At 63.5% G+C, this 12958-nt stretch carries 14 protein-coding genes; 3 read left to right on the forward strand and 11 right to left on the reverse strand.

The window, feature by feature from the left end; all coding sequences use genetic code 11:
• The first annotated feature begins 199 nt into the window (after positions 1 to 199).
• Complete coding sequence (locus tag NKH16_RS20510) at positions 200 to 1138, forward strand: alpha/beta hydrolase (RefSeq protein ID WP_352901514.1); 939 nt, start codon at positions 200 to 202, stop codon at positions 1136 to 1138.
• Between the two features lie 46 nt (positions 1139 to 1184).
• On the opposite strand, the gene NKH16_RS20515 is transcribed toward NKH16_RS20510, so the two are convergent.
• From NKH16_RS20515 to NKH16_RS20525, 3 genes are all read right to left on the reverse strand, one after another.
• Positions 1185 to 1469 (reverse strand): hypothetical protein, encoded by a 285-nt coding sequence (locus NKH16_RS20515; RefSeq protein ID WP_352823555.1) that lies wholly within the window; start codon positions 1467 to 1469, stop codon positions 1185 to 1187.
• A gap of 99 nt (positions 1470 to 1568) precedes the next feature.
• A complete protein-coding gene (locus NKH16_RS20520) occupies positions 1569 to 2354 on the reverse strand; it encodes a DUF899 domain-containing protein (protein WP_023677589.1) in 786 nt (261 codons plus the stop codon).
• Positions 2355 to 2513: 159 nt separating this feature from the next.
• Positions 2514 to 3068: an autotransporter gene (locus NKH16_RS20525; RefSeq protein ID WP_352837127.1), complete on the reverse strand. Its 555-nt coding sequence runs from the start codon at positions 3066 to 3068 to the stop codon at positions 2514 to 2516.
• A gap of 100 nt (positions 3069 to 3168) precedes the next feature.
• On the opposite strand from NKH16_RS20525, the gene NKH16_RS20530 reads away from it, so the two are divergent.
• The gene (locus tag NKH16_RS20530) at positions 3169 to 3915 is read left to right on the forward strand and encodes a GntR family transcriptional regulator (RefSeq protein WP_352901518.1); all 747 of its coding nucleotides are present in this window, start codon (positions 3169 to 3171) and stop codon (positions 3913 to 3915) included.
• A gap of 164 nt (positions 3916 to 4079) precedes the next feature.
• Here NKH16_RS20530 and NKH16_RS20535 read toward each other — a convergent pair whose 3' ends face one another.
• The 6 genes from NKH16_RS20535 to NKH16_RS20560 all read right to left on the reverse strand — a co-directional run bounded on the left by NKH16_RS20535 (position 4080) and on the right by NKH16_RS20560 (position 10484).
• A complete protein-coding gene (locus tag NKH16_RS20535; RefSeq protein ID WP_352901521.1) occupies positions 4080 to 5738 on the reverse strand; it encodes an FAD-binding dehydrogenase in 1659 nt (552 codons plus the stop codon).
• A gap of 55 nt (positions 5739 to 5793) precedes the next feature.
• Positions 5794 to 6780, reverse strand: a complete 987-nt coding sequence (locus tag NKH16_RS20540; RefSeq protein ID WP_352748824.1) for a Gfo/Idh/MocA family protein — start codon at positions 6778 to 6780, stop codon at positions 5794 to 5796.
• A 106-nt stretch (positions 6781 to 6886) separates the two neighbouring features.
• The gene (locus NKH16_RS20545) at positions 6887 to 7852 is read right to left on the reverse strand and encodes an IS110 family RNA-guided transposase (protein WP_352901524.1); all 966 of its coding nucleotides are present in this window, start codon (positions 7850 to 7852) and stop codon (positions 6887 to 6889) included.
• 458 nt (positions 7853 to 8310) lie between these two features.
• Entirely contained in the window at positions 8311 to 8886 is a 576-nt protein-coding gene (locus NKH16_RS20550; RefSeq protein ID WP_352837115.1) for a YceI family protein, read from the reverse strand.
• A 68-nt stretch (positions 8887 to 8954) separates the two neighbouring features.
• Positions 8955 to 9533 carry a cytochrome b gene (locus NKH16_RS20555; protein ID WP_352901527.1) on the reverse strand — a complete coding sequence of 193 codons (579 nt, stop codon included), beginning with the start codon at positions 9531 to 9533 and terminating at the stop codon, positions 8955 to 8957.
• Positions 9534 to 9593: 60 nt separating this feature from the next.
• Positions 9594 to 10484, reverse strand: coding sequence for a LysR family transcriptional regulator (locus NKH16_RS20560; protein ID WP_352743896.1), 891 nt, complete (start codon positions 10482 to 10484; stop codon positions 9594 to 9596).
• Positions 10485 to 10591: 107 nt separating this feature from the next.
• Here NKH16_RS20560 and NKH16_RS20565 point away from each other — a divergent pair, with 107 nt between their 5' ends.
• Entirely contained in the window at positions 10592 to 11587 is a 996-nt protein-coding gene (locus NKH16_RS20565) for an aldo/keto reductase (protein ID WP_352744005.1), read from the forward strand.
• Between the two features lie 262 nt (positions 11588 to 11849).
• On the opposite strand, the gene NKH16_RS20570 is transcribed toward NKH16_RS20565, so the two are convergent.
• The gene (locus NKH16_RS20570; protein ID WP_352451631.1) at positions 11850 to 12452 is read right to left on the reverse strand and encodes a nucleotidyltransferase family protein; all 603 of its coding nucleotides are present in this window, start codon (positions 12450 to 12452) and stop codon (positions 11850 to 11852) included.
• Between the two features lie 108 nt (positions 12453 to 12560).
• Positions 12561 to 12932 (reverse strand): hypothetical protein, encoded by a 372-nt coding sequence (locus NKH16_RS20575; protein ID WP_352590815.1) that lies wholly within the window; start codon positions 12930 to 12932, stop codon positions 12561 to 12563.
• Positions 12933 to 12958 lie beyond the last annotated feature (26 nt).

The raw sequence follows: 12958 nt of genomic DNA on the forward strand, positions 1-12958 counted from the left end.
TGGCGCTCACCCCCCTCTGGCCTGCCGGACATCTCTCCCTCAAGGGGGGAGATTGGATGTCATCATCGCTTTCGCCAATTGTCGACGCCGGAGAAAAGGCGGTTTCGCCGAAGCTGCCGATCTCCTCACTTGAGGGGGAGATGGCCGGCAGGCCAGAGGGGGGTGTTCAGGCGGATTCATTGCGATCCATTCAGCGCCCATGACCGACTACAAAACCCTCATCGACGCCGAGACCTGGGCCTTCATCGAGCGGACCAATTCTTATTATCCGCCCGATACGATCGACTACACCGTCGCCGAGCAGCGCGAGATCTACAACCGGATGTGCCGCGAGTTCTTTGCCGGCTATCCCCAGGGCGTCACGGCGGAAACCACCGCCATTGCCACACCCTGGCACATTCCGATCCGCGTCTACCGCGCCCCGGCGCCGGAAGCTTCGGCGATGGTGCTTTATTTCCATGGCGGCGGTTTTATCCTCGGCGGGCTCGACAGCCATGACGACCTCTGCGCCGAGCTTTGCAGCCGCACTGGCTACGAAGTGGTTTCGGTCGACTACCGGCTGGCACCGGAACACCTTCATCCGGCCGCCTTCGACGATGCCATCAGCGCCTTTGAATGGGCGGCGGCGACTGACGAGCGTCCTGTCCTGCTCTGCGGCGACAGTGCCGGCGGCAATCTCGCCGCCGCTGTCAGTCACGCAACGCGCGGCCATGCGCGCAAGCCGATCGGCCAGATTCTGGTCTATCCCGGCCTTGGCGGCGACAGCTCCGCCGGTTCCTACGTCACCCACGCGGAAGCGCCGATGCTTACCGCGCGCGACCTCGTTTTCTACAGGGACATCAGGACCGGTGGCGAGGATCGCACCGGCGATCTCACTCTGTGGCCGCTCGCCGACGCCGAGTTCGCCAATCTGCCGCCCACCGTCGTGATCACTGCTGAATGCGACCCGCTGTCGTCGGACGGCGAAGCCTATCGCGACCGCATCGTTGCCGCGGGCGGGCGCGCCTGGTGGCTCGAGGAGCCGGGGCTGGTGCATGGCTATTTGCGCGCCAGGCACACGGCCGGCCGCGCCCGCTCGAGCTTTACCCGGATTGTCGATGCAGTAGCGGTTTTGGGAAGGGGCGAGTGGATCTGGTGAGGGATGTCTTCCCGACCAGAACGGGCCTTTGTCGGCCGGTATAGCTCTATTTGCGGCGGCGTCGCCGGCCGGAAACCTGCTTCAGCCAAGGTCCTAAATGAAAGCCGCTCATCAGCAGGTACATCGGGACCATGCCGCCCAGCGGTGACGCCTCTTGCCCGGTCGAGCACATCATGTCCGGCGCTCCGCCGAGAAGCGTCAGCAGCGCCATGGTTGCGAAGGTCGGCGCGGCCGCTAAGGACAGCCAGTCGGCTGCGCCAAGGGCGGCCGGGCTTGCGTTCTCGTCCTGGATCGCGTTGCCGGCGGATCCGTCTGCATGAATCTCGCTCATGTTTTTGTCCTGGGTAGTGAGCGGGATGCATTCGAATTGAACCGTGCATCCCGCTCCATCCATTTGCCCTAGCCGCATTTCCGCGACGCCAAAGACGTTCTATTCGGTGCGGTTCCGGAACGCGGCCTCTCCGGCGTCCGACACCTCGACCCACTTTTTGTCGGGAACGGCTTCGGCGCCGTAATTGTCGTGCCAGTTCCACCACTTGTACGTCGGCGTCTGCGGATAGCCCTCGGGCGAATCCTCCCAAACCTCCTGGCGGCCGAGCGGCGACAGGTCGAGATAGCTCCATACGGTCCCCATCGCCTCGTCGCCGCGGTTGTTGATGAAGTAGGTGCGGAACACGCGATCACCGTCGCGGATGAACACGTTATGGCCGTGCCACTCGTCAACGCCGAAATCGGCATCGAAGCTGTCGGTGATGGTGTACCAGGGCATCTTCCAGTCCATCCGCGCCTTCAGCCGCGCAATGTCGGCCTGCGGTGCGCGCGAGGCGTAGGCAAGCGTGGTGTCGCGGGCGTTCAGATGGGCGAGGTTGCCGACCTGGTCCGCCCCCAGCGAGCAGCCGCGGCAAGCGTGGTCGGGCCAGCCGAATACGCCGGGCTCGAAGAAGGCGCGGTAGACGATCAGTTGACGGCGGCCCTCGAACAGGTCGAGCAGGCTCACCTTTCCGTCAGGCCCTTCGAACGTATATGTCTTCTCCACCGCCATCCACGGCATCCGCCGACGCTCGGCGGCCAGTGCGTCGCGAGCCCGGGTCACGGTCTTCTCCTTCACGAGCAACTGCTGGCGCGCGGCCTCCCACGCGTCAGGCGAAACGACCGGTGGTGTCTTCATCGCGAGCCGCGTCGTCTGCTCGCCTGTGCCATTCTGATGTGCCGTCATTGTGCATCTCCCTTGCTGGTTTGTCGCCGCACCGGCGCGACGGGTCGGGTCGTGAGCCAGGATAGGGGCGATAGCGGATTGGCGAGAGTGACAAGTGTGACGCGATTCCGACGGGTTCGCTGATCACGGCCAATTTCGCCGCCCGCGACGCCCCTGCGCTCATTCGTGCCCGGACTGCTGGATGGGCCGTGCGCCGGCCAGGTAGCGATCATTGTCAAACGCTTCGGCCTGGTTGCTGTCCGGACTCCACAGCTGCCGGTGGGTTCGTGTGAGATCGCCGAGGTAGACATGCAGCGCACCCGATCGCGCACCGCCCGTATTCGCAACCGCATGAACGGTATTTGACGCCATGTGCACCACGGCAGGCGCTGCGATGTCCTGCCTTTCGGGAACATCGAGTTCGCTGCCGGCAACGGGATAGATGAAGTTCGTCTCGCTGCCCTTGTAGATGCCGATCAAGGCATCCATCAGGTGGTTGTGAGGCGGGTACTGCAGGCCGGGCGACAGAGTGATGTGATAGATCGTCAGGTTCGGACTCGCATGCAGAAGCACCTCGTCGTCGTCTTCTTCGTGAGCGAGTGTTCCCGATGCGTGAAAGCGGTTGGTATAGTCGCCCAGGACCGTCCTTACCGCTTCGAGGGGATCTGGCCCCTTCGCGGCATTGACGATATCATCGGCAACGGCGTAGAGAGGCGAGTTGGCGGGTAAAGGCATATCAGTTATCCTCCCTGAGATGCTCAGATCATCAAATCTGAGATGCTCACGCTAGCGAATGCTGATGCCAGCGTCAACGGGACAGCCAGACGGACAGAATATGAAAACGACGAAGTTGACCGGCGAACCGGCAAGGCCGGCCACGGTCGAGGCGACAGCACTGTCGGCCGCCGACGTCCTTCGCAGGGAACAGGCATATGAGCAGCTGAGGAACGACATCATTGCCTGCGTGCTGCGCCCCGGTGAAGCGCTGACGGAGAAGCAGATCGGTGACCGGTACCAGCTCAAAAAGGCGACCATCCGCGCGGCGCTGGCCCGACTGATGCAGGAAGGGCTGGTCAGGAGCGAACCGCGCCGCGGCTACGTCGTTGCTACGCTCAGCCTGCGGGATGTCAACGAGATCTTCGATGTCCGCAGCTTGATCGAGCCGGAAGTGTTCAGGGTGGCGGCATCGAACATGACCGAGCGCGGGCTCGACGATGTCAGGCTGGCAGCGCAAAAAGTGCTGAAGCCGGAGACGCTACGCAGCCACGTCGCCTTCCTTGCGGCCGACCGTGCCTTTCGTCTGGCCCTTGCGGAGCTCTCGGGAAATTTGCGACTGGCGCATCTCCTGGACCAGATACTCGACCAGTCGGCGCGGGTTCTCCACCTCGGCTTCAAGTCCCGCGACTTCACCCAGTTGATCATCGCCCAGCAAAAGGAGCTGGTCCTTGCCTGCGAGGCAGGCGAGGTTTCCGCCATCGTCAAACTTGCCCGTTCGCAGTGCCTGTCTCTCAAGAAGCAGGTGCTCGAGGCTTTGCTTGCCGGTTCCAAGCTTCAAGACGTCAATTTGCAGCCCTTCGCCTAGAGCCGGTTCCGGTTCTCCTGGAACCGGTAACCCGCTCTAACTATCTGTTTTGCCGCATTTATGCGGACGCCAAATGATTCCATTTGGCTGCAAAATGCTCTAAGGGAAGTTGGCCACTCGGTGCGACCCGCCACCTTGGCGCAACGACTGTCCCCGGCCTTGTTTTATGCCACAATCCGCGCGGCCGCCCGTCCGGCACTGCGGCCGGAAAAGATGCAGCCGCCAAGAAACGTGCCTTCGAGCGCTGCATAGCCGTGCATGCCGCCGCCGCCGAAACCGGCGGCTTCGCCCGCCGCGTACAGCCCCTCGACTGGTTGGCCGCCGACGCCCAGTACGCGGCTGTCGAGGTCAGTCTCCAGCCCACCGAGCGTCTTGCGGGTCAGGATGCTGAGCCTGACGGCAATCAGCGGGCCACTGGCGGGATCGAGCAGCTTGTGCGGTCTTGCGGTGCGGATCAGCCGGTCGCCGAGATAGGCTCGCGCGCCGCGCAACGCAGTAATCTGCATGTCCTTGGAGAACGGATTGTCGAGCTGCCGGTCGCGGGCGCGGATTTCGCGCTCAACCTGCGCCAGTTCGAGCAGCGGCTCGCCGCCGGCCGCTGCGTTCATGCGCGCGACCAGCGCCGGCAAATCAGGCTCGACGATGAAATCCTCGCCCTTCTCCATGAACGCCTTGACCGGCGCGGCTACGCCGCTGGTGGCGCGGCCGAGCACCTGGCGCCAGCTCTTCCCCGTCAGATCGGGGTTCTGCTCGGAGCCCGACAGCGCGAACTCCTTCTGGATGATCTTTTTGGTCAGGATGAACCAGGAATGATCGAAGCCGGTGCTCATGATGTGGCTGAGCGTGGCCAACGTGTCGAAGCCGGGATAGAGCGGGACCGGCAGGCGCTTGCCGCGCGCATCGAGCCACAGCGATGACGGGCCGGGCAGGATGCGGATCGCATGATCGGTCCAGATCGGTGCCCAGTTCCTGACGCCCTCGACATAGTGCCACATGCGGTCGCGGTTGATCAGCCGGCCGCCGGCGGCTTCGGCGATCGCCAGCATGCGGCCGTCGACATGATCGGGAACGCCAGTGATCATGCGTTTCGGCGGCGCGCCCATCCGCTTCGGCCAATTCTCCCGGACCAGCTGGTGATTGGCGCCGATGCCGCCGGAGGCGACGATGACGGCCTGCGCCTTCAGCTCGAAATCGCCGGTGATCTCGCGCGAGCTCTTGCGGCCGCGCTCGGCATCGCTCGCCGCCAATAGGTCGCCGCGCACGCCGTCGACGACGCCGCCCGTCCGCGTCAATTCGTTTACCCGGTGACGGAATTTGAAGCGGATCAGCCCGCGTTTCTCGGCCTCGCGCACGCGCTGCACGAACGGCTCGAGCACGCCAGGGCCGGTGCCCCAGGTAATGTGGAAGCGCGGCACCGAATTGCCGTGGCCGACGGCATTGCCGCCGCCGCGCTCGGCCCAGCCGACCACCGGAAAAAATTTCAGGCCGCGCTGCATGAGCCAGGAGCGCTTCTCGCCGGCGGCGAAGCCGAGATAGGCCTCGGCCCAGCGGCGCGGCCAGAGATCTTCCGTGCGGTCAAAGGCTGCGGTGCCCAGCCAATCCTCGAGCGCCAGCTCATACGAATCGCGGATGCGCATGCGCCGTTGTTCGGGCGAATCGACAAGGAAGATGCCGCCGAGCGACCAGAATGCCTGGCCGCCAAGCGACTGTTCCGGCTCCTGCTCGAGGATGATGGTCTTCTTGCCGGCCGCAGACAGTTCGGCCGCCGCGACAAGGCCGGCAAGACCGGCGCCGACAATGATCACATCCGCATCGTCGGACATCTATTTGGCCATGATCTTGTACAAAAACCGGTCCAGTTGTGGGATCACGGCCTGCCTAGACTGCCTCCCAGCCTTCCTTCTCGCCGGCGCGGAAGATGGCATCGATGACCTTCTGGTTGAGCACCGATTCTTCCAGGGTGAAGACGCGGTCCTTGCCGCCCTGCGCAGCCCGCGCGAAGGCCTCGACTTCCAGCCGGTATTGCTGCGTGCCGGGAAAGCGGAACACCTGCGCCTCGCTGTGGTTCTGGTTGTGCAGTTCGACGCGATGATGGTCGTAGAGTCCGGCGTTGAACGGTGAGAACACCTCGATGAAGCCCTTCTCGCCGTGGAAGATCATCACCTGGCGTGCCGCCATCTGCGTCGACAGGTAAAACGACAGCTCGAAGTCGCCGAAATCGGCGCGGATCGAGGAATAGATGTCGGTGCCGAACGTCTTGTCGCGCTCGATCGTCGCCTGGACGCGCAGCGGCTCCTTGCCGGTCGAAAAGCGTGTCGACACTGTCGGGTAGACACCGATGTCGGGCAGCGCGCCGCCGCCGAGATCGAGCTTGTTGCGCATGTTGTTGGGGTCGACATTGTAATAGGAGAACGCGCCCTGGACATGGCGCAGCCGGCCGATGGCGCCGTTGGCGATCAGCTCGCGCACCTTGATCCATTGCGGATGGTAGACGACCATGAAGGCTTCGCACACCAGCACCTTCCTGGCATCGCGCAGCTTGATCAGCGGCGGAATGTCCCTGGCATCGAGCGCCAGCGGTTTTTCGACCAGAACATGCTTGCCGGCCTCGATCGCCTTGGCCGTCCATTCGACATGCTGCGAGGTCGGCAGCGGAATGTAGACGCCGTCGATGTCGCTGGAGGCGAGCAGCTCCTCATAGGAGCCGAACGCGTGGCGCGCACCGAAGCGTTCGCCCAGCGCCCGCGCTTTCGACAGATCGCGGCTGGCAATCGCGGACAGCACGCCGTTCTCCGCCTCGACGATTGCCGGCAAAAGCTGCTCGCGGCCGATCTTGGCCGTCGACAAAACACCCCATCGGAACATCAGGTTTCTCCTCTCGATTGCAGGCCTGGAGGTTTGCCCTAATTCAGGAGAAAAGCCAATGCGGGAGCATGGTTCCTCGCCCCCATTCATGGGGAGAGCGCAACCATTATGCGGTAGCTGGACGGGGTGGCGCATCTTTGATCCATGGAGAACCGCGGCCAACGATGGTGTTGGCGAAGATGACAAGCTTTCTGACGCAAGCGATGAGAGCGGTCTTATGAGCTTTGCCGCGCGCGATGAGGCGGCCGTACAAGGCGACCAAGGCGTTGTTCCAGCGCTGGGCCGCGGGCAATGCGGCGTTGAAGAGGGCCCTACGCACGCGAGCGCGACCGCCGGCGATGTGGCGTTCGCCGGCACGCTCGCCGGAGTCGTCGTCAAAGGGAGCCACCCCGATCAGTGCGCAGATCTGTTCACGGCTGAGCCTGCCGAGTTCGGGCAGGAGAACAACCAGGGTCAGCGCGGTTCGCATACCGATGCCGTCGATGCTTTCGATCAGCTCCAGCCTGCAGGCCAGATCATCGTGTTTGCATACAGCAGCCTGCAGGCGAGCGAGCTCGGCCCGACAGCAGCGCTTCAGCACCTCGATCTCATGCTCGATCTGCTTGAGGATGCGCTTGTCGGTGAAGCGCTCACGCCGGGTTTTGAGACGGGCGATATCCAGCTCGAGCTGCTCGATGAAGAGCAGATGCTCGGCAAGTGGGGCCAACCTGCTGTCGGGTGCCTCGCGCACCTCGCCCAGATTGGCGGTGCACTCGGCGATAAGGGCTGCATCGAGGCGATCGTTCTTGGCACGGCGCAGCTTGTAAATGGCGAAAGCGCGAACCTGGCGCGGCTGGAGGAGCACGACCTCAAGGCCATTCCGGCGCAAGAAGGCCACCACGGCCCGTTCATAGCCGCCGCTGGCCTCAATGCCGACGCGTTTGATCCTGCGCGCCCTCAACCACGCCACGAGCTCCTTATGCCCATCACCGGTATTGGCTACCTGCAAGTTGTCGCCTGCCGGATAAGTACCGACTTCGAGCGATGCCTTGCCGGTGTCGATCCCGCCGACCTTTGTGCTAGTCTTGGTCATCTTCGTCGTCCCTGCCTTGCATACGAACCAGGTTGTTCCAGCAACCATCCGGGCCACGATGAAGAGCCGATCGCGATCTTGCTCTCCCAGAGCCCGAAACGGTTCAGGTGGCTGCGATCCGATGATCGGCGCCAATCGCCGGGTGGCCACCCGGCGATTGGCGTTCCTTGCGGAACACAAGCAGACGTACCCGATTCCTTATGCAAGGTGGCCCGGCGAAGCCGGGACGGAGAGGGGTCTTCGTGACGGGCTGGAATTCGCTGTTTAAGGGCGGCGCCTGATAGGCTTCGTATTATGGCCCGTCTCGCGCTCAGTCCCTTTTAGGAGTCTGACTTCGCGACCGTCGTCCCCCTCTCCGTCCCGGCTTCGCCGGGCCACCTCTCCCCCCGCACCGCGCCGCTCCGCGGGGGCGAGGAACCCAGGTCCTGCAGCGACGGTGAAATCGCAGGAAGAACCGCTCAACCCCTTCTACCCGTCAGCGTCATGTCGAAATCGACGACGTTGGAGTAAATCGGCGTGCCGACATCCATGCCGTAGCGCGACCGCAGCACCTTGCCGGTGACATGGAATTTTATCGCGCCCGCCCTGAGGCCGCCGAGCTCGGCCGTGAATTTTTCCTGAAAGGTCTTGCCGCGCGCCGTCAGCCGGCCGGTGACAAGGGCTGACGTGTCGCCGGTCCGTTTGACGCTGGTCGAACGGAACTGGATCTCCGGATTGTCGGCCGCGTCGAAGACTGCGTCCGAGCGGAGAAAGGCATCGATGCGGCTTTGGCCGGTACCGACGCTTTCGGGGAAGATGGTGAAATTGACCTGGGACCGGCCGACATCGCTGTTGTCGATAAGGATACTGCCCTTGAAGCGGGAGAAAGCACCGTCGAGCCCGCCGCCGCCGAGCTTGCCGATGGAGAAATGGATGCTGGAACTCCCCGGGCTGATGGTGTAGCTGCCGGCCGCGTCGCCGAGGGCAACGGCGGCGAAAACAGGCATGGCAAAACAAGCGGCGGCTGCCGCAAATCCGAAGATGCGCGCGTACATGGAAATGGTCCTCTTGGCAGGCAACGCTTTCTTGCGTCCTCGCCCCATCAACGAATGAGCCGTCCGCTCTATTCCCTGTCGTGATGTGACGAAGCCGTGATCATGCGCGTCAGCACGGTATCCCTCAGCCAGAAATGATGGCGCAGCGCTGCGGCGAGATGCAAAGCGACAAGTCCGATGCCGGCATAGGCGAGATACCAGTGCGTCGCTGCCCAGAAGCTTTCTGCCGTGTCCGATTCACCGAGCGGCAGATTGGGCATGACGAACAGATTGAACGGCACGCTCGGGATCTCCAGCACCGAGACCGAGACCAGCGCCCAGCCGGACAACGGCAGAGCGAGCTGAAACGCATAAAGCGCGAGATGGACCAGCGGCGCCATCCGGCGCTCGAACGGGCCGACCGAGCGCGGCAGCGGCGGGGCCGGTCTGCCTAGGCGCCAGGCGATGCGCAGGATGACCAGTCCAAGCAGCAGGAAGCCGAAGGATTTATGCAGCTGGATCAGCTCGAAGGTGGTGCGCTGGCTGGACAGCCGCACCATGACGAAGCCGAGCACGAACTGGCCGATAAAGAGCGCCGCGATCAGCCAGTGAAGGATGATCGCCGTCCAGCCGTAGCCGGCAGTCTGGTTTTTGGGCAGTGCTGACATGGTCGGTGAACGAATGCCAGGTCGGCTTTCTTCCACCTCTCCCTTGTGGGGAGGGTTGGCTTACTCGCCGACCTTGAAAAAATCGACAAAGGCTCTGAGCGCCGGCCGCATCTGGCGGCGGCTGGGGTAATAGACGAAGAAGCCGTCGAAGCGCGGGCACCAGTCCTCCAGCACGCGAACGAGCTTGCCGGCGGCGAGCGCGTCGCGGACATAATCCTCGAACACGAAGGCGAGCCCGGCGCCGTCGACTGCGGCGTTGGCAATCAGATGGTCCTCGTCGAGGATCAGCGGCCCCTGCACCGCTATCTCGATCTCCTCGCCGTTTTGCTCGAATTCCCAGCGGTAGAGAATGCCGCTGGAGAAGCGGAAGCGGATGCAGCGGTGAGCGGCGAGATCGCGCGGATGCTGCGGTTTTGGCATGGTCTCGAAGTAGGCTGGCGCGCCGACCACGGCGCCCCGAAGGTCTGGTCCGATGCGCACCGCGATCATGTCGCGCTGCAGGCTCTCGCCCAGTCGCACACCGGCATCGAAGCCGCCCTCGACGACGTCGGTGAAGCGGTCCTCGATGACGATCTCCAGCACGATGTCGGGATAGGCAGCCGCAAAGGCGCTGAGCCTCGGCGTCAGCGCCAGATGGGCCGCGGTGCGCGGCACGGTCAGCCTGAGATTGCCCGCCGGCCGGTGGCGCGCCTCGATCGCCGATTCCAGCGCCAGCTCGATTTCCGACAGCGCCGGCCTGAGGCGCTCGAGCAGTTGCGCGCCCTCCTCGGTCGGAGCGACGCTGCGCGTGCTGCGCGCCAGAAGCCGCACGCCGAGGCGCGCTTCGAGGCTGGACACCGCGTGGCTGACCGCCGATGGCGCGATTGCCAGTTCCTTGGCGGCGCCGCGAAAACTGCCGCATTGGGCGACCATTGCCAGTACCGCGAGCTGTGAAAGATGGGTTCGCTTCATTGATCTATTTCTTGGAACAGCCCGTGCAAATGAGAGCCGATTATCGAACTCGGCGCAAGACGCTATCTCTGCGGCATCACAACCATCACAACAAGGAGACACGCGTGATGCAAACCCGCAAGCTTGGCAATGAACTTGACGTCTACCCGGTCGGCCTCGGCTGCATGGGGATGAGCTTTGCCTATGGTGGCCAGCCGGAGGCGGAGGCGATTGCCACGCTGCGCCATGCCGTCGAGATCGGGGTCAATTTCTTCGACACGGCCGAGGTCTATGGCCCTTACGAGAACGAGATCCTGGTCGGCAAGGCGCTGAAGCCGGTGCGTGACAAGGTGACGATCGCAACCAAATTCGGCTTCAAGATCCTCGAAGAAGGCAGCGGCATGGAGCGCATGGCCGGTGTCGATAGCCGCCCGGAGCATGTCAAGGCCGTGGCCGAAGCGTCATTGAAGCGGTTGGATACGGAGGTGATCGATCTCTATTACCAGCACCGCGTCGACCCCAACGTGCCGATCGAGGATACGGTCGGCGCCATGGCCGAGCTGGTGCGCGAGGGCAAGGTGCGGGCGCTCGGCCTGTCGGAGGCGAGTGCGGCGACCATCCGCCGGGCGCATGCCGTGCATCCGATCGCCGCGGTGCAGAGCGAGTATTCACTGTGGAGCCGCGATCCGGAGGGGGAAGTGTTTGCCGTCTGCCGCGAGCTCGGCATCGGCTTTGTCCCCTATAGCCCGCTCGGCCGCGGCCTGCTCACCGGCACGATCGCCAAGCCCGATGTTCTCGGCGCCGACGACTGGCGCCGCGGGTTGCCGCGCTTCCAGGCCGACGCCATGGCGGCCAATGCGGCGGTCGTCGCCGTGCTGGAAAAGATGGCCGCCGGGAAGGGCGTGACGCCGGCGCAGCTGGCGCTCGCCTGGGTGCTGCATCAGGGCGACTTCATTGTGCCGATCCCTGGTGCGCGAAAAATGCGCCATCTGGAGCAGAATACGGCGGCAGCCGATATCGTGCTGAGCCAGGCCGAGGTGGCATCCATCGGCGACGCCCTGTCGCCGGAAAAGGTGGTCGGCAAGCGCTATACCGAGGAGCTGCTGGCGCTGGTTAACGGGTGAATGGCAATCGACGGCGTAATCGAAACGGGGCGTTTCGGCACCCCTTTTTGACTAATACGGTGCGATGCAAAGCGTTGTGAGACCTCGGCGCGAGGCAGCCCCTCTGTCCTGCCGGACATCTCCAAGGGGGAGATTGGCAGTTCCCGCGCCCTGCCCGCCCTTCCGGCGCCGGTGATTGGCGAAAGCCGAGGCGACATCCGATCTTCCCCCTTGAGGGGGAGATGCCCGGCAGGGCAGAGGGGGTGCCTCGCGCCGACATTTCCTACCAAGGCACGACACTGATCTCCGGCCAGTTCTCCCTGGCACGCGCGCCCTTCATCTCGTGCGTCTGCCGATTATCCAGTGCACGGTTCGGGGTAACGCGAAACGAGAAGATGTCGTCGAGCCCGAACGGCGCCACGAGCGCGAGTTGCCCATCGGTGCCGAATCTAACGCCGACCGCATGGGTTTTCGAAGCGAAATAGGACAGCGCCTCGGCGGACGACGACAGTCTGGGATAGGAACCGCCAAAGCGCGCCTCAAACCACAGATGCACCCGCGCCTGGTTGCGCACTTCGACCGGCAGCGTCAGTCCTTCGAACTGCTTCGCCGCCCGGCGGATGACCGTGTCCTCGGCTTCATAGGACAGATCGCTCTCATCGAAATAGAACAGGTCGACATCCCGGATGCCGTACCCCAAGGGCTTTCCGGTCAGATGATTCCAGACGCTGTTGTAAAGCGCGCCTGAGACGACCAGCCAGTCCGGCAGGCCTAGCACCCGTACCCGCGACAGCGTCTCACCGACCAGCGGATCGGCTGAGACGATATCGAGAAAGACTGCACGCTGTTCCTCGAAGGGCAGCCCTGAATAGCGCAAATGGTCCATCGTCCCTTGGACGGCGATTCGCCATCTGCCGGCAACCCCTCTAGATCCTCAGCGCGCCATCCGTTGTGCAATTATCGGAAAGGGCGTCGTGACGCCCATTTCTGCAGGCTAGTTTCCCTCCCGCCCAAGGCTCATTGTTCGGTCGGTCTCGGACCAGAAGACTGGCTCCTCGATTGACGGCCATTCTTCGCCATACACAAAGCCTTCGATCGCATCTAGCTTTCCTTCAATCTCATCGAAGAACAGCACCATGCCGCAAAGAAGCTGGTCAGGTCCAACGCACGCTACCCGAAGCGAACTGAACACTCGACTCTCAAAGCGCAATTCCGGGGGAACCGATGAGGCAACGATTGTGGTCATGAACCCTACAGGATCGCGGCTGCGGTCTTTGACTTTCAGCGCACGCATCATGTCAGGAGAAACGCCGGCGGAACGGCAGAACTCCTTGACGAAAAACACTTCCAGCGGGGTCAGGTGCATTTAGCTCAGCGGCAGAACGGACAGCG

It is taken from the genome of Mesorhizobium sp. M1307, assembly GCF_040318155.1.
GTDB lineage: Bacteria > Pseudomonadota > Alphaproteobacteria > Rhizobiales > Rhizobiaceae > Mesorhizobium.

What these genes read in the sequence shown, in the direction of transcription:
- NKH16_RS20510 (WP_352901514.1), top strand. Translation starts at nt 200, where the DNA reads ATGACCGACTACAAAACCCTCATCGACGCCGAGACCTGGGCCTTCATC.
- NKH16_RS20515 (WP_352823555.1), bottom strand. Translation starts at nt 1,469, where the DNA reads ATGAGCGAGATTCATGCAGACGGATCCGCCGGCAACGCGATCCAGGAC.
- NKH16_RS20520 (WP_023677589.1), bottom strand. Translation starts at nt 2,354, where the DNA reads ATGACGGCACATCAGAATGGCACAGGCGAGCAGACGACGCGGCTCGCG.
- NKH16_RS20525 (WP_352837127.1), bottom strand. Translation starts at nt 3,068, where the DNA reads ATGCCTTTACCCGCCAACTCGCCTCTCTACGCCGTTGCCGATGATATC.
- NKH16_RS20530 (WP_352901518.1), top strand. Translation starts at nt 3,169, where the DNA reads ATGAAAACGACGAAGTTGACCGGCGAACCGGCAAGGCCGGCCACGGTC.
- NKH16_RS20535 (WP_352901521.1), bottom strand. Translation starts at nt 5,738, where the DNA reads ATGTCCGACGATGCGGATGTGATCATTGTCGGCGCCGGTCTTGCCGGC.
- NKH16_RS20540 (WP_352748824.1), bottom strand. Translation starts at nt 6,780, where the DNA reads ATGTTCCGATGGGGTGTTTTGTCGACGGCCAAGATCGGCCGCGAGCAG.
- NKH16_RS20545 (WP_352901524.1), bottom strand. Translation starts at nt 7,852, where the DNA reads ATGACCAAGACTAGCACAAAGGTCGGCGGGATCGACACCGGCAAGGCA.
- NKH16_RS20550 (WP_352837115.1), bottom strand. Translation starts at nt 8,886, where the DNA reads ATGTACGCGCGCATCTTCGGATTTGCGGCAGCCGCCGCTTGTTTTGCC.
- NKH16_RS20555 (WP_352901527.1), bottom strand. Translation starts at nt 9,533, where the DNA reads ATGTCAGCACTGCCCAAAAACCAGACTGCCGGCTACGGCTGGACGGCG.
- NKH16_RS20560 (WP_352743896.1), bottom strand. Translation starts at nt 10,484, where the DNA reads ATGAAGCGAACCCATCTTTCACAGCTCGCGGTACTGGCAATGGTCGCC.
- NKH16_RS20565 (WP_352744005.1), top strand. Translation starts at nt 10,592, where the DNA reads ATGCAAACCCGCAAGCTTGGCAATGAACTTGACGTCTACCCGGTCGGC.
- NKH16_RS20570 (WP_352451631.1), bottom strand. Translation starts at nt 12,452, where the DNA reads ATGGACCATTTGCGCTATTCAGGGCTGCCCTTCGAGGAACAGCGTGCA.
- NKH16_RS20575 (WP_352590815.1), bottom strand. Translation starts at nt 12,932, where the DNA reads ATGCACCTGACCCCGCTGGAAGTGTTTTTCGTCAAGGAGTTCTGCCGT.